A 21123-nucleotide genomic window follows, 5' to 3' on the forward strand; every position below is an offset into this window, starting at 1 on the left:
AGGAAACGCAGTTTTCACATGCGTGCACTTCTGGCTCCAGCGGCAGCCCTGCTTGCCCTGGCTGGCCCGGTTGCCCTCACCCCTCAAGCCTCCGCGGAAAGCACAACGCTCAAAGCGGTGATTTTTGAGGAGGTCAAGCCTCTGTATCAAAAGACGGATGCCGGCTACGAGGGCCTCGGGGTTGATGTTCTTGAGCAGATCCGAATCCAGGCCAAACGCCGCAAGGTGGACTACCGGGTAGCGACGTCGGTGAATGACGGCATTGGCGCTGTGATCACCGGCAAAGCCGACATCGCCTGCGGTGTGGCCTTCACCTGGGGCCGCTCCACGCAAGTCACCTACAGCCTTCCCTTCGGCATCGGTGGCACCAGAGTGCTGATGGCCAGCGACACCACCATGGATGGAACCCCTGCCTCGTTGGAAGGAACAATCATCGGGGTGGTCAAGGACTCTCAGTCCGCCAAGGTGCTGAAAAGCGTGGTACCCGGTGCCACACTGAAGAGCTACGACACCCCGATCGAAGCGTTGAACGCCTTCTATTCGGGTGACGTTCCCATGCTAGGTGGCGGCACACTGTGGTTGGCCGCCAACAGCCGCATCGACAAAACGGCGCTGCTGCCCTTCCGCCCTTATGGCCGCTCCGGCATCAGCTGCATCGTCAAACAAGACAACGGCAAGCTGCTCTCCTCCACCAACATCGCCTTAGGCCAGATGATGCAGGCGTATATGGATGGGGATGCCGGCACCCGCCGCATGATCAACCGTTGGATTGGTCCCGGCAGCGATGTGGGCCTGAGCCAAGAGTCAATCCGCTCCTTGTACGGCTTGATCCTCAGCGTCACAGCAGAAATCAACACCCCAGCGACACCGGGAATCTGACTGCTCCTCGATTGCTTTCCTTCTTTATCCATCAACAGCCATGAAGCGTTCTCTTATTGCCTTTCAAGCACTGCTGGCCTCCAGCGCAGTGCTCTGCCAAACCGCCCAAGCCAGCTCCAGCTACAGCGCGCCTGAGCAGCTGAACGGGCAGGCCAAAGCCAACAGCATCGAAGCCCGAATCGAAGCGGTTCGGAACACCGACTGGGGCAGCCTTCTCAAGGATCCCGAAATCGAAGGTGAGCTTGTTGCCAAGAGCAAATGGAAAAACGGCAAGGGCAAAAAGTTCGGCAACAGCCGTGGAAAAGGCAAGTGGGGCAATGGAAAGAGCGGCAACAAGTGGGGCAATAGCCGCAACACCTGGGGCAACGGTGGCTACGGCGGTGGCTGGCGCAACGGTGGCGGTGGCTGGAAGAACGGTGGCGGCGGATTCGTGAACTGGTGATTGTTTCTTCTCCCAACGTCGGGCCCGACCTCAACCGGTTCGGGCCCATCGGGCTCGTGGTTGTGCAGTCCACATCGCTGTGCAACCTCGATTGTTCTTATTGCTATCTGCCCGATCGGCAAAAGAAGCGGGTCTTTGACCTCGCCCTCTTGCCGCTGTTGATGCAGCGAATTCTGGAAAGCCCCTATGCCGGGCCGGAGTTCGGTCTGGTGTGGCATGCCGGAGAACCCCTCACCCTGCCCACCAGTTGGTACGACGAGGCGACAGCGATCCTGTATCGCAGCCTCGAGCAGTTCAATGCTCAGGGGCTGGACTTCACCCAGCACGTTCAGACCAACGCCACGTTGATCAACGATGCCTGGTGCGACTGCTTCCGCCGCAACCGCATCGTGGTGGGTATCAGTGTGGATGGCCCTGAAGACATCCACGACGCCCACCGGCGCTTCCGCAACGGACGCGGCTCTCACGCCATGGCGATGAAGGGGATTGAAGCCCTGCACCGCAACGATGTTCCTTTCCACTGCATCTCGGTGGTCACCGCCGATGCCATGGAGCAGCCGGAGCGGATGTACCGCTTCTTCCGCGACAACGGCATCAGTGATGTGGGCTTCAACGTTGAGGAGCAGGAGGGGATCAACACCAGCTCCTCAATGCAAGGCTCTGCCATGGAGGAGAAGTATCGCGACTTCCTGCGGGCGTTCTGGAGACTCAGCGAGCAGGACGGCTATCCCGTGGTGCTGCGGGAATTTGAACAGGTGATCAGCCTGATTCAAGGCAACGAGCGGATGACCCAGAACGAGCTCAATCGCCCGTTCTCGATTCTCAGCGTGGATTGGGAGGGGAATTTCTCCACCTTCGACCCCGAGCTGCTGTCGGTGGCCAGCGACCGCTACGGCAGCTTCAACCTCGGCAACCTGCGTGATCTGTCGTTGGTGGAGTCCACCCACACCGATCAGTTCCGACGCCTCATGGCCGACATGACCAGCGGCGTGGACACCTGCCACAAGAGCTGTGAATACTTCGGCCTCTGTGGCGGAGGCAACGGCAGCAACAAGTTCTGGGAGCACGGCAGCCTCGCGGCCAGCGAAACCAACGCCTGCCGCTTCGGCACCAAGATTCCTGTTCAGGTGCTGCTGGAGCGGTTTGAAGAGGGTCCTCCCCTGACCCCCCTTACATCCAATTGATCTGGTTCTCGATGCGATCCGTTGCTGTTCTGCACGTCCTGGGCTTGCTGCTCATCCCGATGCAGGCCAGTGCCGCCTGCAGCTTTCTGCCTCCTGTGGGAGGTGGCGACCCCATCGTGAAAAAGAAGGTGGAGCGTCCCAAGGGACTGCTCGGCAAAGCCGTGTTCGTCGATCACCTGGCACTGAACTGTGCCTGCGTGGGCGGCAACTCCCGCACACCGCTGGGGGTGGTGAGCTTCGCTGAGAATCTGATCATGGGGCTGATGGGTTTGGCGATGTTGATTCAGCCAGTGATGGCTCTTGCTTCTGGGGGTGCGTTGTGATCAGCCGGCGCTCCTTTCTCGCCCTGGCAGCCGGTGGCACTGCAGCAGCCTCAGTCGCGGCTCTGCGCCATGGCTGCCATGGCTGGGCCGCAGATCCACGGAGGAGCATCAACGCGGCGGCGACGTCGCCAGTGCGCTCTCAAGCTGGCCTGCTGGAGCTGGATCTGGTAGCGCAGGAAACGTCCATCAGCATCCCTGGCACATCAGGACGGGCACTCACCTACAACGGCTTACTCCCTGGCCCCCAGCTTGAACTGCAGCCTGGTGATGCGGTGCGGATCCAGCTGCACAACCGCCTGACTCAGCCAACGAATCTGCACTACCACGGCCTGCACATTCCACCCAGCGGAGCAGCCGACAATGTGTTCCTGAGGGTTGCTCCTGGCCAGCGACAGAGCTGCAGCTTCTCCTTGCCGGACAATCACCCGGCGGGCCTCTTCTACTACCACCCCCATCACCATGGAACGGTGGCTGACCAGGTGTTTGGTGGCCTGGGTGGTGCGCTGCTGGTGAGAGGCGATCTCGATCGCATCCCTGAAGTGCAGGCGGCCCAGGAAGAAGTGCTTGTGCTCAAGGATCTTCCAGCCGCCAACCAGCGCTCCGGTTCTGGTGTGATGCTTGGCCGAGAAGGCTCGATTCTGAGCGTGAACGGCCAGGTGAAGCCCGAGCTGCAGGTTGCAGCCGGCGGCTTGCTGCGCCTACGCCTTCTCAACGCCTCCAATGCCCGCTTCTGGCGACTGGCGCTGGAGGGTCACACCATGCATCTGATTGCCACTGATGGTGGTGCACTGGAGCAACCACTGCCGTTGCAGGAGTTGCTGCTGGTGCCCGGCGAGCGTGCCGATGTGTTGGTGCAGGTGGCTCCCGAAGGTGGTCGGTTTCGCTTGAACAACCTCCCCTACAGGCGCCTGGGGCGCCCAATGATGGGCGGCATGGGTATGGGCATGGGTATGGGTATGGGCATGGGGAGAGCGGTGTCTGGCCAGGAACAAGCTGATGTCATCGCAACGGTGAGCACCAATGGCGTTGTAGCGCCGCAGCCTCTGCCGCAGCAGCTCTTAGCGGTGGAGGAGCTCCCCAGCCCGCTGCGTACGCGCCGATTTGTGATGAATCACGGCATGGCACCAGGCATGGGCATGGCCTTTTTGATCAACGGCCAGAGCTACAACCATGGGCGCATTGACACGCGCGTGCAATTGGGAGACACAGAGGACTGGGAGCTGCTGAACACAGGCGTGATGGATCACCCCTTCCATCTGCATGTGAATCCGATGCAGGTGATCAGCCGCAATGGCAGGCCTGAGCCCTACCGGGCCTGGCGGGATGTGGTGCTGGTGCGCCCTGGCGAAACCGTGCGCGTGCGCACCCGCTTCAGCGACTTTGCTGGCAAGAGCGTGTATCACTGCCACATCCTCGATCACGAGGAGCTCGGCATGATGGGCAACATCTTGATCGAAGCCTGAGCACTGCGCTGATCGCGCAACGCATCAACGGCCGCCGCAGCGCTCCCAGGTGTTCAGCATCGTGTTGAGTTCGGCTTCCAGGCTCTGTAGTTCGTGGACGCGCTGCTGAATCTCGGTGAGCTTGCCGCGGATCGTGGCCTGGAGATCGTTGCAGGTGCAATTCCCGGATCGCCGTGCACCCAGCACAGTGCCAACCGTCGCCAGCGGTAGATCCATGGCCCGCAGACGGCGGCAGGTGGAAAGGGATGCCCCAGGACCCAGGCAAGAACGAGCATGGGCAGCGATGCACCCAGTGCCTTGACGGTGGCAATCTGAATCGGATCGCGCAGACTCAGGCGTTGGCTGAGGTTGTTGTCGATCCCCCAGGCCAGGGTCGCCAGAGCGATCAGGGCAGCTCCGGTGGCATTGACACCGCCGAGTGATCCATCCGAAAGAACGATGGCCCCAGCGATGGTGAGCGCTGCTGCCGCAGCGCCGCGTTTGCCGAGATGTTCACGCCCCACCAGAACAGCGATGGCCAGGGTGAAGACGGTCTCAAGGTTGAGCAACAGTGAACTCGATGCGGCTGGTAACCGCGCCAGGCCGTGAACCAGGGCAACGGGCCCGACGATCCCGCCCAGAAGGATCAACCCAGCCAAGGCAGGCGCATCACGCCGTTGGAGGGGGCTTTCATCCTGGGTTCGGCCTTTCATCAGCCGAACAATCGCCAGAGCCAGAGTCGTCCCTGCGTAGAGCAACCCGGCAATGCTCAGGGACGAACCGCTGGCCGTGAACGTACTGATCAGTGGGGCGCTGCATCCGAACAGCACGGCCGCAGCGAAGCCAGAGAGTTGACCGCATCTCAAGGATGCCATCGGTTTGATCGGGTTGCTGAACTTCACTCAGTTCTGGCTGCTGTCCTTGGAAGCATCCAGTGCGTTGCGCAACATCTGCGTGTTGCCTCTCAGGAGCACATCACCTTGACGAACACCCTGAAGGATTTCCGCTTGCCCCGCCGTTTGCTGGGCCACCACCACAGCAACCTGTTCCACAGCCCCCCGTTGATAGCGAAAGACCACCGGTGATCCATTGATCAGGGCAATGGAATCCTGCGGAACAATGAACCGTTGCTCGGAGGATGGGATCTGCACAAAGGCCGTGATAGCTGTTCCGATCGGTGGGAGTTGAGCATCAATAGGTTGCGCGCGGAGCAGCATCACGCGCCCGGCGGTTTGCGCATCAGGTGCCACAGCGATCACCCGTGCCTGCAGCGTCTGAGCTCCCGCTCGAACGCGCAGCAGCTGTCCGGTCCTGATGTTCGTGGCGAGTCCCGGTGACACGAGGAAGCGAAGCTCACCCCCTGTGACATCACTGATCTGGGCCACGTCTTCCCCCACAGACAGGACGGCACCGGGTGAGGTGCTCACAGCAGTGACCTGACCGGCAATTGGACTGCGAATCAACAGACGCCCTGAATCATCAGGCTTCCCTAGCGCTGAAGCCTTGGCAGCGGCTGCCCTGGCTGTCGTCGCGGCTGTAACGCTGGCGATGCGGCGGCTTTCCAGCTCCTGGGTCGAGAGTGCACCTTGCCGTGCCATGGGTTCGGCAAGGCGGTACAGGTATGCGAGCGAGTGCGCCGTGGCCTGCGCTGCATCGGCATCGGCGCGTACAGCAGCCGCATCAGCGCTTTGGACTTCTGCGATCGGTTCGCCAGCACGAACACGGGTGCCCGGTGACACCATCAGACGTAAAACACGTCCCGCCACAGGCATCCCCACGCTTGAGCGCGACGATGTTGCTGCTTCAACAAAACCAGTGATCGGACGTTCCGTGCCCGAGCTCAGTTCGGGGCGAACAGTGGTCAATCCCAATCGCCGAAGCTGGTCTTCGCTGAGAGCCACGCTGCCATTGGCATCCGCACGGTCCATCGCCGCAACCGATGGCGCAGAGACCGGCCGGCTGCTCTGGCGACCCACACCGATTCCAACCAGCAGAGATGCGGAGATCGCCAGAGGAAGAAGCACGCCGGGTTGGCGCAGGTGATGCGTGAGGTGGTTAAGGCTCAGGTTCATGACGGGAGAGAGGCAAGAGACGACGCCGAACCGTCGCGGGCGGGCAGCAGCCAATGGCCAAAGCGTGCATAGAGCGCCGGGAGCACCAGCAGGGTCAGGGCCGTGGAGGTGGTCAATCCACCGAGCACCACCACAGCCAACGGTTGCAGGATTTCATTCCCGGCCCCGAAAGCGAGTGCAAGAGGCAAGGCTCCGAGTGCCGAGGAGAGGGCTGTCATCAGGATGGCGTTGAGGCGCTCCAGGCTTCCCTCACGGATCACCTCGCCCAGGGGTTGCCCTGCGCCGTGGCGGCGGTTGTAGTTGTCCACCAGCAACAACCCATTGCGCACGGCGATGCCAAACAGCGTGATGAAGCCGATCAACGAGGCGATCGATAGCACTCCTCCCGTGAGCAACACCGCCACCACACCTCCGATCAGGGCCAGGGGCAGGTTGAGCATGATCGCCACTGTGGCGGGCACTGATTTCACCGAAATCACCATCAGCACACCGATCACCACTGCGGCAACAGCGCTGTAGAAGACCAGAGACGCGGTTGCCCGTTCTTCTGATTCGAACTGGCCGCCGTAGCGGATCGTGTAGCCCTGAGGCAGTGGCACCTCACGGGCAATGGTGCGCTGGATGTCTTTGACGACAGTGCCGAGGGGCCGGCCGCTGACGTTGGTGGAGACCACGATCATGCGGGAAACATCTTCTCGGTTGACGATGTTGGCCCCCAGACCTTCCTCAACCCAGGCAACACTGCCGAGAGGAACGGTCATGCCATTGCTGAAGGCCACCGGCAACGAGCGGATGGCCTCCAGGTTCTGGCGAGCATTCTCCTGAAGCTGCACGAGCACATCGCTGCGCACACCCCCTTCCACCACGTGGCCCACCACCTTGCCGTTGAGCGCGATCTCCACTGCTTGCGACAGCTCCTCCACCGTGAGCCCCAGCGCCGCCGCAAGCGGGCGGTCGTAGTGGATCTGCACCTGGGGAATCGGCAGCTGCGGTTCCAACTGCAGATCCACCACTCCATCAATGGGTTTGATGGCCTTCTCCACCGCCTCACCGATGCGGCGCAGTTCGCCTAAATCGGTGCCGTAGATCTTGATTGCAATCGCGCTGCGCACCCCCGAGAGCACCTCATCCATGCGATGCGAGATGAAGCCGCCGATGTTGGGCGCCACACCGGGCAGCTTTAAAAAAGCCTGCCGCAGCTCGGCAATGGCAGCGGGCCGATTGGCCATGGCTTGATCGCTCAGTTCCACATCCACGTGAGCTAGGTTCACGCCGGCCCCATCGGCATCACCGGGGGCGCGGCCCGTGCGCACCTGCACCCATGCAAACAACGGGTTGTTCTGCAGCGAACGGGTCAGTGCAAGCCCCGCTCGGTTGGTCATCTCCAGTGACACCCCGGGGTAGAGCACCATCGAACTCACCAGCGATTGTTCGCGGAATTCCGGTAGAAACACCCGGCCCAGTGCCGGCAGGATCGTTGTGGTGGCGACGATCAGCGCCAGAGCGATGGCCAGCACGCGCTGCGGTGATCTCAGCGCTAGATCCAAGATTGGCCGGTAGAGCCGCTCAGCCCGGTTAGCCAGCCAGGTGTTCTCCTCTGGCAGCTCCGCAGGCGCAAGCAAGATGGCGCACAACGCGGGAGAGAGCGTTACCGCTACGAGGGTGGAGGCCGCGATCGACAGCAGGTAGGCCAGGCCCATCGGCGCAAAGATGCGCCCTTCTACGCCGGTGAGCGAAAAGATCGGCGCAAACACCACCACGATGATCACGGTGGAGAACAGCACGGGCTGGCGCACCTCTACCGAGGTGTCGAACACCACCTGCAGGGGCGATTTGGGCGTGTCGCTGGCCCGGTTGCGGCGCAGCCCCCGATAGCAGTTCTCCATGTCGACGATCGAGTCGTCGACCACCGAACCGATCGCCACCACCAGCCCACCCAGGGTCATGGTGTTGATGCCCAGGCCCAGGCTCTTCATCAACATCAGGCCAATCAGCAGTGACAGCGGAATGGCGCTGAGGCTGATCACGGCGGCGCGCCAGTTCATGAGAAACAGCACGATCACCACCGAAACGATCACCACCCCCTGGAGCAGCGACTCGCTCACATTGCGGATGGCACTATCGATGAAATTACTCTGACGAAATGTGGTCTGGACCTGCACATCGCTCGGCAGCGTGCGGTTCAGCTCGGCCAAGCGCTGCTCCACTGCCCGGGACACCGTGGGGGTGTCCACATCGGGCTGCTTGGTCACCATCAGCACCACAGCTGGCTTGCCGTTGAAGCTGGCGTCACCGCGTTTGAGCGCTGCACCGCGCTTCACTTCTCCCAGTGTTGAGAGCAGCACCGATCGTCCCTGCTCGCTCTTCACCGCCGCATCCGCCAGATCGCTCACCTGTGTGACCTGAGCCAAGGGGCGAATCAACCGCTCCTGGCCACCCCCGATCAGAAAGCCTCCAGGGCTGGTGGCCATCGCCGAGCCAACACCCTCCATCACCGCCTTGAGCGAGACAGCCTGAGCCTGCAGCTCCTGGGGATCAAGGAGCACCTGAAATTGCTGCTCATCGCCGCCGTAGATCGTCACCTGGGCGACGCCGGGCACCGCCAGGATCGACTGGCGATAGGAGCGCAACACCAGCTGCTGCAGATCCATCAGCGATGTGGCGCCATCGCCGTTCACGGTGAAGGCGACCTGCAGGATTGTGCCCAGAGGCGACACCAGCGGGGAGAGCTCGGGGGGATCTGCATTGGTAGGCAGCTGGGCGCTCACCTGTTGCAGCCGCTCCGCCACGGATTGGCGGGCGCGGTAGATGTCGGCGTTCTGGTTGAACACCACCTGCACCATCGACAAACCCGGCTTGGAGGAGGAGCGCACGGTCTCCACCCCGGCAATGCCATTCACTGCCGATTCGATCGGCAGCGTGATGCGGGTTTCCACTTCTTCCGGTGAGAGCCCAGCGGCGCTGGTTTGCACATCCACCTGCGGCGGCGCGAAGGGGGGAAACACATCCAGGGGCATCTGGCTCACCGCCAGCAGGCCCCAGAGGCTGATCACCACCGCGGCGGCAACGATCAGCCAGCGGCGTGCGATCGAAAACCGCAGCGTTGTGTTGAGCAACCGCTCAAGCATCCGTCTTCCTGCGGCGGTTCAGCCAGATAGCCCCAGCGGTGAGTACGACAACCGCGCCAGCTGCCAGGGCGGGAATGGGTAGAGCGGACGGGCTCGCCGTCGCGCTGTCCTGTGGCGCAGCGGCTTTGTTATCTGCTGCCGGCTCAGCCTGTGGTGTCTTCTTCGATTCGGCGTACAGCGAGAGGGCGCCAGAGATCACCACCTCGTCGGTGGGATCAAGGCCCTCGGTGATCACAACCCGGTCACCCTGTCTGGAACCCGTCACCACGAGAACAGGGTCGTAGGTGGTCTGGGTTTGCACGAACAGCAGTGGCTTGCCATTCGCATCGACTAGAGCAGTGGAGGGAACCGAGAGCCCATCCGGCCCGTCTTCCGGCGTTGCCGTGGCCACCCCCAACAGGGCATCGGTTTCGGCGTTGCGGCGCACCTGGCGTGCGTCGCCCTGCTGCTGAAACTCATCGCCATGGCCCACATGCGCCAGGGCCAGGGGCGTGGCGATGGGCGCTGCGAGTAAGGCTGTGGCAGCAAGGCTGGCGCTGGCCGCCAGCTGCAGGATTCGGGGAAGCAAAGGCCTGGGGAAGCACTGGATAGGCGGAAGTTGGCACAACCGGGATGAAAAACAGATGAAATCCACTGCCCTCACTAAGATCTGTGCCCTGTTGATCCGCCACGCCGATGCCCATGCGGATCCTGTTGGTGGAGGACGAGATGGATCTAGCGCGATCCATCCAGGCAGCCCTGGAGGGCCAGGGCCATGTGGTGGATCACTGCGTCAGCGGTCAGGACGGCTGGGTGCTTCTGGGGAGTGATCAGGCCCACTACGACCTGGGAATTCTTGATTGGATGCTCCCGGAGCTCAGCGGCCTCGATCTGTGCAGGCGAACGCGATCGCGGGGCCTGGCGCTACCGCTCTTGCTGCTCACGGCCCGTAACGAAACAGCCGACCGGGTTGAGGGCCTGGATGCCGGCGCGGACGACTATCTGAGCAAGCCCTTCGCGATGGAGGAGCTGCTCGCACGGGTACGGGCGTTGCAGCGGCGACAGCCCAGCTATCGGGCGCCGCTCCTGGAAGCCGGTTGCTTCCGGCTGGATCTCGCCGCGGGGCAGTTGCTCGTGGCAACAGCCGCAGCTGAGGTTTGCATTGAGCTCTCCACGAAAGAGCAGCAACTGATGAGCTATTTCCTGGAACACCCCGGTGAGGTGATTTCCGGCTCACGCTTGCGCAACCAACTGTGGAATCTGCAGCAGGATCCCATCAGCAATGTTGTTGCCGCCCAGGTGCGATTGCTGCGGCGCAAGCTTGCTTCTCATGGGCTTGCTTCTCCGATTGAAACCATACCGAGTAAGGGGTATCGGCTGAACCCGCATGCTGCGGTGTTGCTGTGATGACCATCCAAACGCCAGCGCATCGCCTGTTATTTCAAGCTCGATTGAGACTGGCGGGACTCTCCTTGCTGGTGATGGGTGCACTCCTTTACGGCGCGGGGTTCGCGATGGGACGGCTGTTGCTGCAGAGCCAGGACAGCGCCATCCGGCGTGAACTGCAAGCTCTTGCCGGCACCCTGCACGACAGTCTCAAGCCTGTCCTGCTGCCGCAGGCGGCCCGGCCCACGCCCGCACTTGTTTCGGTTCTACCGGGCCTCTGTATTGCAGGAGAGCCTTGCAAGGCACCGGATTCATTGGTTGAACGCCATGCCATCAGTGCCACCGATTCCGACCGCTACAAGCTGCGTGTTCTCGATCCCAACGGTGCTCTGCTGGCCAGCTCCCCCGGGGCTCCGATCCTGCTCCCGCCAGCGGCTGATCAAGGTTGGCAGCTCACGCAAGAACCCGCTGGCCGGCGCTGGCTCACCTACTCCATTCATCTGCATCACTCCAACAGCAACAGAGAACCCGTCTGGGGATTCCTTCAGATTTCACACAGCCTGAACGATCTGGACCGGGAAGCACAACAGCTGGTGTGGTTGGGACATGCTGTCTTCCTCGTTGCGCTGCTGGCCATGGGCGCTGCCAGCTGGTGGCTGGCTGGATTGGCGATGGCACCATTACTGGAGGCCTATCAGCGACAGGAGCAGTTCAGCGCCGATGTGGCCCACGAATTACGCACCCCGCTGGCCAACTTGATGGCAGTGGTGGAGACAGGACGCTGGGATCGGGTGCTGGCCCAGGGCCGGCGCCTGCAGAACCTGATCGGCGACCTGTTGTTGCTCGCCAGCCTTGAACGACCCTGCGAGCGGGAGCCGGCAACGGTGTGTGATCTCGCCGAGATCACGGCCGATGTGATGGAGGATTTTTCAGAGACAGCTGCGGCTGCTCAGGTGAGCCTGATTCACACGTCATGGATGTCCAGTGCCAAGGTGCTTGGGGCGGAGACAGAACTCAGCCGGCTTGTGATCAATCTGCTGAGCAACGCGATGCAGCACAGCCCAGCAGGTGGCGCGATCGACGTCTCCCTGAAGCACCAGGGTCGCCATTTCCAGCTTTCAATCACCGACAACGGACCTGGCATCGCTGAGGAGATGCAGGGCCGAATCTTTGATCGCTTCACGCGACTGGATCCGTCTCGCTCACGCCTCCAGGGTGGCAGTGGGCTGGGGCTGGCCATCGCGCAAGCCATCGCCGTCCGCCATCGCGCAGCAATCCAGGTGCACTCCAGGACTGGATGCGGCAGCTGCTTCTCCCTGGAGATTCCGGCGGCTGAGCCACCCCATTGACTCTCCACCGACTGGAGTGTTTACGGTGGAAGCAGTCGCCGCCCTCCTGTGCCTCTGTTGATGCCTCCAGTCGCCGCCATACCTGTGCCTGCGGTGGTTTCCGCCTATCGCTCCCCAAGCTGTGGCTGCTGCAAAGGCTGGCTGGACCACCTCAGGCAAGCCGGCTTCACAGTGAAGGACTACGTGACGAGCAACCTTGCGAGCATCAAGCAGCGCTACGGCGTTCCACCTCAGCTGCAGTCCTGTCACACCGCCCGGATTGGGGGTTACACGGTTGAGGGTCATATTCCAGTGTCGGCGATTCAGCGGCTGCTGAAGGAACGCCCACAGGTGGCCGGAATTGCCGTACCCGGTATGCCGCTCGGTTCGCCCGGCATGGAATCACCGTTCAAGACAGAGAGCTACACGGTGTTCACCTTCACCGAATCCGGCCGGACCCAAGCCTTCCAGACGGTGGAGGGTGATGGCTAAGCCGGAACTCAGCGCTGTGCGTCTCTACAGGATGGAGACGCCCGAGCATGCCTGTCCGTGGGGGCAGCGCGCGCTTCAGCTCCTGCGCGCCCAGGGGATTCCGTTTGAGGATCATCCTCTGCGCAGCCAGGCGGAGGTGGAAGCCTTCAAGCATGCCCACGGTGTGACCACCACGCCGCAGGTGTTTGCCGGCGCGGAGCGCATTGGGGGCTACACCGAGCTGGCGAAACGGCTTGGTGTCACCGCGGAAACAGCAGAGGTGTCCTACGCACCAGTGATCGCTGTGTTCCTGAGCGCTCTGTTGATCAACCTGGCATTAGGGGGCGAAATCCGGGGCTACATGGGCCTGGCGATCTGCCTGTTGGCGATGCTCAAGCTGATGGATATTGCGGCATTCGCTGCAAGCTTCCGCAAATATGACCTGCTCACGCAGCGTTGGCAGGCCTGGGGAAAACTGTATCCCGCTGTTGAGCTATTGGTGGGACTTGGGATGCTGCAATCGGCCGAGAGTATGGGCCTTGAAGCTGTGATTGGCGTGACAGCAGTGCTTCTCGGTGTGATGGGCATGGTCTCCGTCGGCAAAGCCGTCGGCCGCACCAACTGGAACACCGATTTCGTTGTGGATCAGCCCTACCGCAGTTTCAAGCTGTTTTTCACCGCTGATTCCAGCGACCCCAGCAGCTACCCGATCCAGGCCTTCCTCAAATTCAGCGATGGCAGCAACCTCAAAGTGGCCGATGAACAACTGCAGCCCCCCGTAGGCACGGGCCGGATGTTCGGACCCTTCCAGCAGGTAGCTGGCAAGAGCGTCAGCCAGGTGAATTTCCGGATCGGGGCCAACAAAGACCCACAAGCCACTGGATTCAGCTACCGCATTTCGGTGCAGGGCTGCCACTGATCGCACAGCAGGACGTGCTTCTGCTGCTTAAGGTCAGGCCGTTTTGTGATCTTCACCCTTGAGCACATCCGCTGCGTCACAACGCTGTGAGCTCTGCCAGGTCATGATCGAAGACCGGCCTGGCCTTCCCGATTTGGTGACGTTCAGCAATGGTCCCCAGGGCAGCCGCAGCAAACTCTGGAGTCGCGTTTGTCAGTACGTGACTGACCCGGAGCGTCAGCGCCTCTGCATCAATCAGGATTCCGACGGTCGCGGCACCGAACAGCCGGGGGATGCCTTCCCCGACGCACCGCCCATCGATCTGGGCAATGCCTGACGGCGGGTAGACGGTCCCGTACATTGATGGTGTGTCCGACGGGCATCTCCCTGCGGAGATCGGTCACAACTGAAATGCACGTCGGACCGACGTCCGCCCTCAGTTCGCGTTGCCTCATCCTCTGCTTCCAGATCTTGAATCGCTGGCCACTGACGTGGCCGCCAGCAAAGGCTTTGCGCTTTGCAGCATTCAGCTGCTCACCCACATGAGCCCAATGATTCTGGAAGTGCAGATCCGCCATAGCAGCGGAGCAGATGTGAGCCTCGACGACTGCGCGGGTTTCAGCGGAGTGCTTGGCGATGCCCTTGAGGCCTCGACCCTGCTCACTGACGCGTATGTTCTGGAGATCAGCAGTCCTGGGATCGGCGAGCAGCTGTCCAGTGATCGCGACTTTGAGACCTTCCGCGGCTTCCCCGTGGAGGTGCTTCACCGCGACAAGGACGACAGCGAGCAACGTCTGGAGGGCCTTTTGCTCGAACGCGACGCCGACACGCTGCAGATCAACATCCGCGGGCGCATCAAACGGATTCCCCGGGATGGCGTGATCGGTGTCCGTCTCACCAGTCCAGGCAGCTGAACCCAGCTTTCACCCCCTGAAAACGCTCAACTCTTCCCCCCTAACCCAACGCGATGGCTCTCGTCCTTCTTCCCGGTCTCAGCAACCTGATCGATGACATCAGTGAAGAGAAGAAGCTGCCACCTCAGGTGGTGGAAGCGGCCCTGCGCGAGGCCTTGCTGAAGGGCTACGAGCGCTACCGGCGCACCCTGTACCTCGGGATCAGTGAAGACCCCTTTGATGAGGAGTACTTCAGCAATTTCGACGTCGGCCTCGACCTAGAGGAAGAGGGCTACCGAGTTCTCGCCAGCAAGATCATTGTTGATGAGGTGGAGAGCGAAGACCACCAGATCGCCATCGCCGAGGTGATGCAAGTGGCCGATGACGCCCAGGTGGGCGACACGGTGGTGCTGGATGTCACCCCAGAGAAAGAGGATTTCGGCCGCATGGCCGCCGCCACCACCAAACAGGTGCTGGCCCAGAAGCTGCGGGATCAGCAGCGCCGCATGATCCAGGAGGAATTCGCTGATCTGGAGGATCCGGTGCTGACGGCCCGAGTGATCCGCTTCGAGCGCCAGTCCGTGATCATGGCGGTCAGCTCAGGCCTGGGACGCCCGGAAGTCGAAGCGGAACTTCCCCGGCGCGACCAGCTGCCCAACGACAACTATCGCGCCAACGCCACCTTCAAGGTCTTCCTCAAAGAGGTAAGCGAAGTTCCCCGGCGGGGACCCCAGCTGTTCGTCAGCAGATCCAATGCCGGTTTGGTGGTTTACCTGTTCGAGAACGAAGTTCCCGAAATTCAGGAAGGATCGGTTCGGATCGTGGCCGTGGCACGCGAAGCGAATCCTCCCTCCCGTTCCGTGGGACCCCGCACCAAGGTGGCCGTCGACAGCATCGAGCGTGAAGTCGATCCCGTCGGCGCCTGCATTGGCGCCCGCGGTTCCCGGATTCAGCAGGTGGTGAATGAACTGCGCGGAGAAAAAATCGACGTCATCCGCTGGTCTCACGATCCGGGCCAGTACATCGCCAATTCCCTCAGCCCCGCTCGGGTGGAAATGGTGCGCCTCGTTGATCCCGTTGGCCAGCATGCCCACGTGCTGGTTCCCCCCGATCAGCTGAGCTTGGCCATCGGCCGTGAAGGCCAAAATGTGCGTCTTGCCGCACGACTCACCGGCTGGAAGATCGACATCAAGAACTCCACCGAGTACGACCAGGCCGCTGAGGACGCCGTCGTAGCCGAGTTGATCTCCCAACGGGAAGAAGAGGAAGCCCTGCAACAGCAAGCCGAGGAACGCCTGGCCGCGGAACAGGCTGCTCGGGCCGAAGAGGATGCACGCCTGCGGGAGCTTTACCCGCTGCCGGAAGACGAAGAGGAGTACGGCGAGGAGCAGCCGGGGCAGGAGTTCGCGGACGAGCAGCCCGCTGAGTTTGAGGAAGCTGAGCTAGAGGGTGAAGCCGGCACAGAAGCAGAACCGGAAGCAGAAGCAGAACCGGAAGCAGAAGCAGAACCAGACGACACCGACGCAGCGGTTGATGCCGATCCAGACCAGGAGCAGGTCCGGTGAGTGAGCGACCCGTCCTGCGTCGCTGCGTGGCCTGCCGCCAGCTCTTGGATCGCCGCCAGCTCTGGAGGGTGATCCGCGACCATCAGGACGGAGTTCTCCTCGATGCAGGGATGGGCCGATCGGCCTATCTCTGTCCCGAGGAAAACTGCCTTGAGGAGGCAACCCGCCGCAAACGCCTGCAGAAAGCCCTGCGTTGTCAGGTGCCGGAAACAGTGCTCGCGGTGTTGAAACAGCGGCTTAATCAGACCAATGGTGAATCCGCTGAGGCAGACTGAACATTGGCCCCGCTGTGTGCGTGGCCACCGCGGCATTCCATGCCCGGACCGATCGGAGACCCGAACTGAATGACCAGCAGCGGCAAAGTCAGAATTTACGAGCTGTCCAAGGACCTCGGCCTTGAGAACAAGGACGTGCTGGACGCGGCTGAAAAGCTCTCAATCGCTGCGAAGAGCCACAGCAGCTCGATCAGTGACGCTGAAGCCGGCAAGATCCGTTCGCTGCTTAGCAAGGGCGGGAATGGGGCCAAGCCCACTGCGACGGCTCCTGCCAAGCCCACTGCGGGTAAAGCCATCCTGTCGGTGAAAAAAGCAGCTCCTGCCGCACCGAGCCAACCCACTCCGGCCGTCAGTAAGCCTGTCGTGGCGAAGCCGGTGGCAGCCAAGCCCCAGGTAGCAGCCAAGCCCCAGGTGGCCGCCAAGCCGCAAGCGGCCCCGAGGCCACCGGCAGCAGCAACACCGAAACCGGTGATCAGCAAGCCCACGCCGGCTCCCGCGACATCGTCGGCACCCCCAGCACGACCCTCCACCCCGCAAAAGCCGCCTGCAGCGCCAGCGCGACCCACGGCTTCGAAACCCGTGCCGCGGCCTGCCGCATCACCCGCACCGCGAGCAGCGTCCAAGCCACAGCCCGTCAGCAAGCCACCAGTGGGCAAGCCGGAACTGGTGAGCAAACCCAAGGCTGCCGCCAAACCAACGGCACCAATACCGCGACCCACAGCGTCTCGGCCGACGCCTCGCCCCGCAGGGGCTGGAAGTCCAGCTCGCCCCACCCCTGGACAGGGCCAGCCCAAACCACAGATCATCCGCGCTGGAGCCCCGACACGGCCCGGTGCTCCGGCCCGTGCAGGTGCCCCCGCAAAACCAGGCGCAGCACCGTCACGGCCAACACCTAAGCCCGAACTCGTCGGCAAACCGGTGCCGCGCCGCCCCGCCGGCACCGGCGTGCCCCAACGCCAGGGAAGCCCGAGCCGCCCTGGCGCACCAGCGCGACAGAGTCGCCCCGGGATGCCTCAACGCTCCGGCAACACACTGGAGCTGGTCGGAAAGCCGATTCGTCGCGATGGCAGCACGGCCGGCAGTGGACGCCCTGGCGCACCCACCCGTCCGGGAGCTCCTGGACGTCCGGGAATGCCAGCTGGGATGCGCAAACCGGTGGCTCCCGGTGAGCTCATGCAGCTGCAGAAGCCGGTTGGCCGACCCACGGCACCGGCCCCGCGCCGACCCGATGCACCTGCCAAAACCGGTGCAGGCACTGCCACACCACCCGTGGCACGTCCGACCGCTCCATCGGCCCCCCGTCGACCCAGCTTCCGTCCTGGCGGACCCGGTGGCCAGCGGCGACCTGGCCGGCCGGATTGGGATGACAGCGCCAAGCTGGAGGCCCTGCGTAGCCGCTCGCCGCAGAAGCAGCGCCAGAAGGTGCACATCATCGGCGAAAACGATGATTCGTTGGCGGCACAAACCGGCGGCTTCGCCGGCGAACAGGAGAACATGGTTCTCTCGGCGAGCTTGGCTCGTCCCGCTAAGCCGAAATCACAGCAGCGCACGGCACCGAAACCGGTTGCTGCGATACGCAAGCGCAAGAAGGAAACCGCCCGTCAGCGTCAGCGCCGGCGTGCCATGGAGCTGCGAGCAGCCCGGGAAGCCAAACAGGTGCGTCCCGAAATGATCGTGGTGCCGGAGGACAACCTCACGGTGCAGGAACTGGCGGACATGCTGAGCGTCGAAAGCTCGGAGATCATCAAATCCCTGTTCTTCAAGGGGATCATCGCCACGGTCACCCAGACCCTGGACATGCCGACGATCGAAGCCGTCGCCGACGAATTTGGTGTGCCAGTCCTCCAGGACGACGTGGAGGAGGCGGCGAAGAAGACCGTCGAAATGATCGAGGAAACCGACAAGGCTCACCTGATCCGACGTCCTCCCGTGGTCACCGTCATGGGCCACGTCGACCACGGCAAAACCAGCCTGCTGGATGCCATCCGCCAGGCCCGCGTCGCTGCGGGAGAGGCCGGAGGCATTACCCAGCACATCGGTGCTTATCAGGTTGAGGTCGAGCACAACAACGAGCCACGCAAACTCACCTTCCTGGACACCCCAGGCCACGAAGCGTTCACCGCGATGCGGGCTCGCGGCACCAAGGTGACCGACGTGGCTGTGCTGGTGGTAGCCGCTGATGACGGCGTCCGCCCTCAGACCCTGGAAGCCATCAGCCATGCCAGGGCGGCTGAAGTGCCGATCGTGGTGGCGATCAACAAGATCGACAAAGAAGGTTCATCGCCCGAGCGGGTAAAGCAGGAGCTGTCCGAGCAAAACCTGCTGGCGGAAGACTGGGGTGGCGATGTGGTGATGGTTCCGGTGAGTGCCATCAAAGGCGAGAACATCGACAAGCTCCTGGAGATGCTTCTGCTGGTCACCGAAGTGGAAGACCTGCAAGCCAACCCGGATCGCCTGGCCCGCGGCACCGTGATCGAGGCACACCTCGACAAGGCCAAAGGCCCCGTCGCCACGCTCCTGGTGCAAAACGGCACCCTCAAGACTGGCGACGTGGTCGCCGCTGGTCCGGTGCTGGGCAAGGTGCGAGCCATGGTGGACGACAACCGTCAACGGCTCAAGGCTGCTGGTCCATCCTTTGCCGTGGAAGCGCTGGGCTTCAGCGAGGTCCCAACTGCTGGTGATGAGTTTGAGGTGTATCCCGATGAGAAGTCAGCCCGGGCTGTTGTGGGCGATCGCGCCTCCGATGCCCGCGCCACGCGTCTTGCCCAGCAGATGGCGTCGCGCCGGGTTTCACTCACCGCCATGTCGGGCCAGGCCAATGATGGCGAGCTCAAGGAGCTCAACCTGATTCTGAAGGCGGATGTTCAAGGCTCTGTGGAAGCCATCCTCGGATCGCTCGAACAGTTGCCCAAGGATGAGGTTCAGGTCCGCGTTCTGCTCTCCGCACCCGGCGAAGTCACGGAAACCGACGTGGATCTGGCCGCCGCATCCGGCGCTGTGATCGTGGGCTTCAACACATCCATGGCCTCAGGAGCCAAGAAGGCTGCCGATGCCACCGGGGTGGATGTCCGCGATTACGACGTGATCTACAAGCTGCTGGAAGACATCCAGATGGCGATGGAAGGTCTGCTGGAGCCGGAGCTGGTGGAGGAAGCCCTGGGCGAAGCCGAGGTGCGCGCCGTGTTCACCATCGGCAAGAGCGCCGTTGCGGGCTGTTATGTCACCACCGGCAAGTTGCATCGCAACTGCCGGGTGCGGGTGCACCGCGGCAAGCAGGTGGTCTACGAAGGCGACCTCGACTCCTTGCGCCGGAACAAGGACGACGTCAAGGAAGTGGCCACAGGCTTCGAGTGCGGTGTCGGCACCGATCGGTTCGCCAACTGGGAGGAAGGCGATCGTATTGAAGCCTTCAAGATGGTCACCCAGCGCCGCAAACTCACCACCTGACCCCGCAAGCGACCGTGCAGCCCCGCAGCGAGCCACTGCTTTGGCTTCAGTGCCTTGCTCTAGGAGCCATCCCCCTAGAGCTGCTGCTGATTCGCCTGGTTCTGGCCGGCGCGGATCCAGGGCCTGTTCCTGGTGTGGAGAGATTTCTGATCTGGGGCGTCGGGGTGCTGGGCCCGGCTGTGGCGTTATGGCGACGCCCCGCCGATTGGGGATCCCTGGTGCTGGTGCGTCAGCCTCTGACCAGCCGCAGCAACGATCAACTCCGCATCAGTGCATCCCAGAACGGACTCAGCGGGCGCGTTGCAGTGGTCATGGCTGCGCTCATCTTGCTGCCAGTCCTCTGGTGGCTTGATGACTCAGCGGTGCTGGCGAATGAGTTTTCCCTGGTCTCGGGGCAATCTCGCCTGGTCACGCTGCTGCTTGTCTGCCCATTGCTGGCGCTGATCGTCTGGCAGCTGCAGCAGCTGGCTCAAGCTGTAACCCTGTTGTTTGGTTCGGCCGCAAGGGTCGCGCCTGCCGATTCAACCTTCCGTGCTGATGCTGTTGCAACACAGCGCACCAGCCTTGGCTTGCAGCTGCTCAACCTGCCCAGACTGGAGTGGCCGGAGGCTGCAGTGCCAGCAGTGACCGAGCCGGCAGGGTCCGAGCTAGCGGCAGACCAAAGCACAGAAGAAAGTGGTGAGGGCCCTGTTGCCGGTGAAGCCGAGGAACCAGATCAAGGCGAGGCGGCTGCAGACGTCGATGCCTCTGCCAGCGATGACGACGACCAAAAGGAAGGCGAAAAAGACAACAATCCGCCCAACAACGAGGGACCCAAGGACGACAGGGGCTCTGAGGATCCCTCGGGGCCTGAAATGGAGGACAGCACCGACCAAAACGGCTCAAACATCAACCTGTCGATGTCTGAGCAGTCGGATCACCCTGAGACAGCGGAGGCTGACGAGCTGGAGCCAGACGACGAAACCCAGGCCAGCAGCACCGACGTCGCAGCGAATGTCGACAGTTCTGAGGACAAGGATGCTGAAGGGGAAGGTGCTGATGAGAGAGGAGAGGGTGAAGCCGACGCAGAAGACGAGGACGTCAACCCAGCGGCGCCCCTTGAATCATTCGCCGCTACTGCCGCTTCTCTCCCGGTCGAACCAGAGCAGCCCGGAGAAGAGGAGGAGAGCTCCGCCCTGGATCCCGACATCGGCCAAGGCGAGACTGCCGCCGGCGGAAGCACGGAAGGCCATGGTGAACAGGCCGAGCCCGGCGGACGCAAAAAGAGCGAACCAGAGCAATCGCCGGAGACCCCGCCAGGGAGTCTGTGACTCTTTGAGCAACCGTTCCCGCAACGCAGGGTCCAGGCTGGATTTAGGGCGCTGATTATCGGACAAACGTCCCTGTGGGATTCAGAGCAAATGTTAAATTG

The 21123-nt window shown here is 62.5% G+C and carries 17 protein-coding genes and 5 pseudogenes; 16 read left to right on the plus strand and 6 right to left on the minus strand.

Annotated elements, in window-relative coordinates; genetic code table 11:
- Window positions 1-18: 18 nt before the first annotated feature.
- The 5 genes and pseudogenes from grrP to SynPROSU1_RS10675 all read left to right on the plus strand — a co-directional run bounded on the left by grrP (window position 19) and on the right by SynPROSU1_RS10675 (window position 4291).
- The gene (gene grrP / locus SynPROSU1_RS10655; RefSeq protein ID WP_186570485.1) at window positions 19-879 is read left to right on the plus strand and encodes an extracellular substrate binding-like orphan protein GrrP; all 861 of its coding nucleotides are present in this window, start codon (window positions 19-21) and stop codon (window positions 877-879) included.
- 40 nt (window positions 880-919) lie between these two features.
- Complete coding sequence (gene grrA, locus SynPROSU1_RS10660; protein WP_186570486.1) at window positions 920-1321, plus strand: GrrA/OscA1 family cyclophane-containing rSAM-modified RiPP; 402 nt, start codon at window positions 920-922, stop codon at window positions 1319-1321.
- Window positions 1318-2505 carry a cyclophane-forming radical SAM/SPASM peptide maturase GrrM/OscB gene (gene grrM / locus SynPROSU1_RS10665; protein WP_186570487.1) on the plus strand — a complete coding sequence of 396 codons (1188 nt, stop codon included), beginning with the start codon at window positions 1318-1320 and terminating at the stop codon, window positions 2503-2505. Before grrA ends, grrM begins: the two co-directional genes overlap by 4 nt.
- 149 nt (window positions 2506-2654) lie before the next feature.
- Window positions 2655-2828: pseudogene (locus tag SynPROSU1_RS10670) on the plus strand (glutaredoxin); the annotation flags it as partial.
- On the plus strand, window positions 2825-4291 hold the full coding sequence (locus SynPROSU1_RS10675) for a multicopper oxidase family protein (protein WP_370586223.1): 1467 nt from the start codon (window positions 2825-2827) through the stop codon (window positions 4289-4291). The pseudogene SynPROSU1_RS10670 and the gene SynPROSU1_RS10675, both read left to right, overlap by 4 nt.
- A gap of 24 nt (window positions 4292-4315) precedes the next feature.
- Here the strand turns inward: SynPROSU1_RS10675 and SynPROSU1_RS14035 are convergent, their stop codons facing one another.
- The 5 genes and pseudogenes from SynPROSU1_RS14035 to SynPROSU1_RS10695 form a co-directional block, all read right to left on the minus strand.
- Window positions 4316-4507, minus strand: coding sequence for a MerR family DNA-binding protein (locus SynPROSU1_RS14035; RefSeq protein WP_255442426.1), 192 nt, complete (start codon window positions 4505-4507; stop codon window positions 4316-4318).
- Between the two features lie 224 nt (window positions 4508-4731).
- Window positions 4732-5145 (minus strand): annotated as a pseudogene (locus SynPROSU1_RS14040) (EamA family transporter); the annotation flags it as partial.
- Window positions 5146-5172: 27 nt separating this feature from the next.
- Window positions 5173-6342: an efflux RND transporter periplasmic adaptor subunit gene (locus SynPROSU1_RS10685; protein ID WP_115070378.1), complete on the minus strand. Its 1170-nt coding sequence runs from the start codon at window positions 6340-6342 to the stop codon at window positions 5173-5175.
- Entirely contained in the window at window positions 6339-9470 is a 3132-nt protein-coding gene (locus tag SynPROSU1_RS10690; protein ID WP_186515170.1) for an efflux RND transporter permease subunit, read from the minus strand. The genes SynPROSU1_RS10685 and SynPROSU1_RS10690 overlap by 4 nt, the downstream gene beginning before the upstream one ends.
- Window positions 9463-10038, minus strand: coding sequence for a hypothetical protein (locus SynPROSU1_RS10695; RefSeq protein ID WP_226424080.1), 576 nt, complete (start codon window positions 10036-10038; stop codon window positions 9463-9465). The genes SynPROSU1_RS10690 and SynPROSU1_RS10695 overlap by 8 nt, the downstream gene beginning before the upstream one ends.
- Window positions 10039-10145: 107 nt before the next feature.
- Between SynPROSU1_RS10695 and rppA the strand changes: the two genes are divergently transcribed.
- The 11 genes and pseudogenes from rppA to SynPROSU1_RS14055 form a co-directional block, all read left to right on the plus strand.
- Entirely contained in the window at window positions 10146-10856 is a 711-nt protein-coding gene (gene rppA, locus SynPROSU1_RS10700; protein WP_370586224.1) for a two-component system response regulator RppA, read from the plus strand.
- A complete protein-coding gene (locus SynPROSU1_RS10705; RefSeq protein WP_186473046.1) occupies window positions 10856-12184 on the plus strand; it encodes a cell wall metabolism sensor histidine kinase WalK in 1329 nt (442 codons plus the stop codon). Before rppA ends, SynPROSU1_RS10705 begins: the two co-directional genes overlap by 1 nt.
- 60 nt (window positions 12185-12244) lie before the next feature.
- On the plus strand, window positions 12245-12655 hold the full coding sequence (locus tag SynPROSU1_RS10710; RefSeq protein WP_115070381.1) for a DUF411 domain-containing protein: 411 nt from the start codon (window positions 12245-12247) through the stop codon (window positions 12653-12655).
- 31 nt (window positions 12656-12686) lie between these two features.
- Window positions 12687-12845, plus strand: a pseudogene (locus SynPROSU1_RS14045) (glutaredoxin family protein); the annotation flags it as partial.
- Between the two features lie 384 nt (window positions 12846-13229).
- Window positions 13230-13553 (plus strand): annotated as a pseudogene (locus tag SynPROSU1_RS14050) (hypothetical protein); the annotation flags it as partial.
- 58 nt (window positions 13554-13611) lie between these two features.
- A complete protein-coding gene (locus SynPROSU1_RS10720; RefSeq protein WP_370586225.1) occupies window positions 13612-13869 on the plus strand; it encodes a hypothetical protein in 258 nt (85 codons plus the stop codon).
- 109 nt (window positions 13870-13978) lie between these two features.
- Entirely contained in the window at window positions 13979-14446 is a 468-nt protein-coding gene (gene rimP / locus SynPROSU1_RS10725; protein WP_186570489.1) for a ribosome maturation factor RimP, read from the plus strand.
- Between the two features lie 53 nt (window positions 14447-14499).
- A complete protein-coding gene (gene nusA, locus SynPROSU1_RS10730) occupies window positions 14500-15990 on the plus strand; it encodes a transcription termination factor NusA (protein WP_186570490.1) in 1491 nt (496 codons plus the stop codon).
- Entirely contained in the window at window positions 15987-16265 is a 279-nt protein-coding gene (locus tag SynPROSU1_RS10735) for a YlxR family protein (RefSeq protein ID WP_186570491.1), read from the plus strand. The genes nusA and SynPROSU1_RS10735 overlap by 4 nt, the downstream gene beginning before the upstream one ends.
- 69 nt (window positions 16266-16334) lie before the next feature.
- On the plus strand, window positions 16335-19712 hold the full coding sequence (gene infB, locus SynPROSU1_RS10740; RefSeq protein ID WP_186570492.1) for a translation initiation factor IF-2: 3378 nt from the start codon (window positions 16335-16337) through the stop codon (window positions 19710-19712).
- A 14-nt stretch (window positions 19713-19726) separates the two neighbouring features.
- Window positions 19727-20287, plus strand: a pseudogene (locus tag SynPROSU1_RS14055) (low-complexity tail membrane protein); the annotation flags it as partial.
- A gap of 528 nt (window positions 20288-20815) precedes the next feature.
- Here the strand turns inward: SynPROSU1_RS14055 and SynPROSU1_RS10745 are convergent.
- Window positions 20816-21088: a DUF3493 domain-containing protein gene (locus SynPROSU1_RS10745; RefSeq protein WP_186570493.1), complete on the minus strand. Its 273-nt coding sequence runs from the start codon at window positions 21086-21088 to the stop codon at window positions 20816-20818.
- Window positions 21089-21123: the final 35 nt, after the last annotated feature.

Origin of the sequence: Synechococcus sp. PROS-U-1 (genome assembly GCF_014279755.1) — a bacterium.
In the GTDB taxonomy this organism is placed as follows: domain Bacteria; phylum Cyanobacteriota; class Cyanobacteriia; order PCC-6307; family Cyanobiaceae; genus Parasynechococcus.